Source organism: Neisseria benedictiae (genome assembly GCF_958267435.1).
GTDB lineage: Bacteria > Pseudomonadota > Gammaproteobacteria > Burkholderiales > Neisseriaceae > Neisseria > Neisseria bergeri.
On sequence record NZ_CATQFV010000081.1, the window covers coordinates 1 to 989 of the forward strand.

1 pseudogene is annotated in these 989 nt (G+C 60.3%); it reads left to right on the forward strand.

Features of this window, described 5'->3' with window-relative positions:
* Window positions 1-989: pseudogene (locus Q3O12_RS10710) on the forward strand (DUF6531 domain-containing protein); the annotation flags it as partial.

Consider the following 989-nt stretch of genomic DNA (forward strand, 5'->3'; position numbering starts at 1 on the left):
GACTACCCCGACGGCAGTCACGAAACCTTCGAATACGACCGCCTCAACCGGCTGACCGCCCATATCGACGGACTCGGTGCCAAAACCGCCTACGAACTCGCAGTGGACGGACTGCCGCTCAAACGCACCAACGCACTGGGCCATACCTTCGCCTACGCCTACGACAAAGCCCGCCGTCTGACCGTCCTCACCAACGAAAACGGCGAAACCTACCGTCTCGATTACGACCGAACCGACAACCTGATCCAAGAAACCGGCTGGGACGGCAAAATCACCGCCTACGGCTACGATGCCGCCGGACAACTGGTCCAACAGACCGAATACGGCCAAAGCACTAGCCAAGGCCGTCTGAAAGACCGACCCGAGACGTGGCACATCCACCGGTTCAAACGCAACAACCTCGGCCAACTGATCGAAAAACAAAGCCGCAAAGTCTCCGGCCGCAACGGACAAAGCAAAGACGAAGGCATCAGCCGCACCCGTTTCGACTACGACCCCATTACCGGCAACCTGACCAAAGCCCGCAACCGACACAGCAGCGTCGAACTCGCCTACGACGAACTCGGCCGCCTCATCGGCGAAACCACCGTCCACAACGGCCAAAGCGCCACCGTAGGCTACCGATACGACCCGTTGGGCAACCGCATCCGCACCATCCTGCCCGACGGCCGCCATATCGATTACCTGTACTACGGCAGCGGACACCTGCACCAAATCAGCCTAGACGGCGAAGTCATCACCGACATCGAGCGCGACAAACTGCACCGCGAAATCCAAAGGACGCAGGGCGGCATCAGCAGCCTGTACGACTACGACCCCATGGGTCGTCTGAAAAGCCAGCGTACCGTCCGCAGCGGCACACAAACGCATCACAGCAAACAAAACCCGCCGGCCGGCGGCGCCGTCAACCGCCGCTACGCCTACGACAAAGCCGGCAACCTGATCCAAAGCGCCGACCAAAGAAGCGGCGTCCTTCATTACGTTTACGA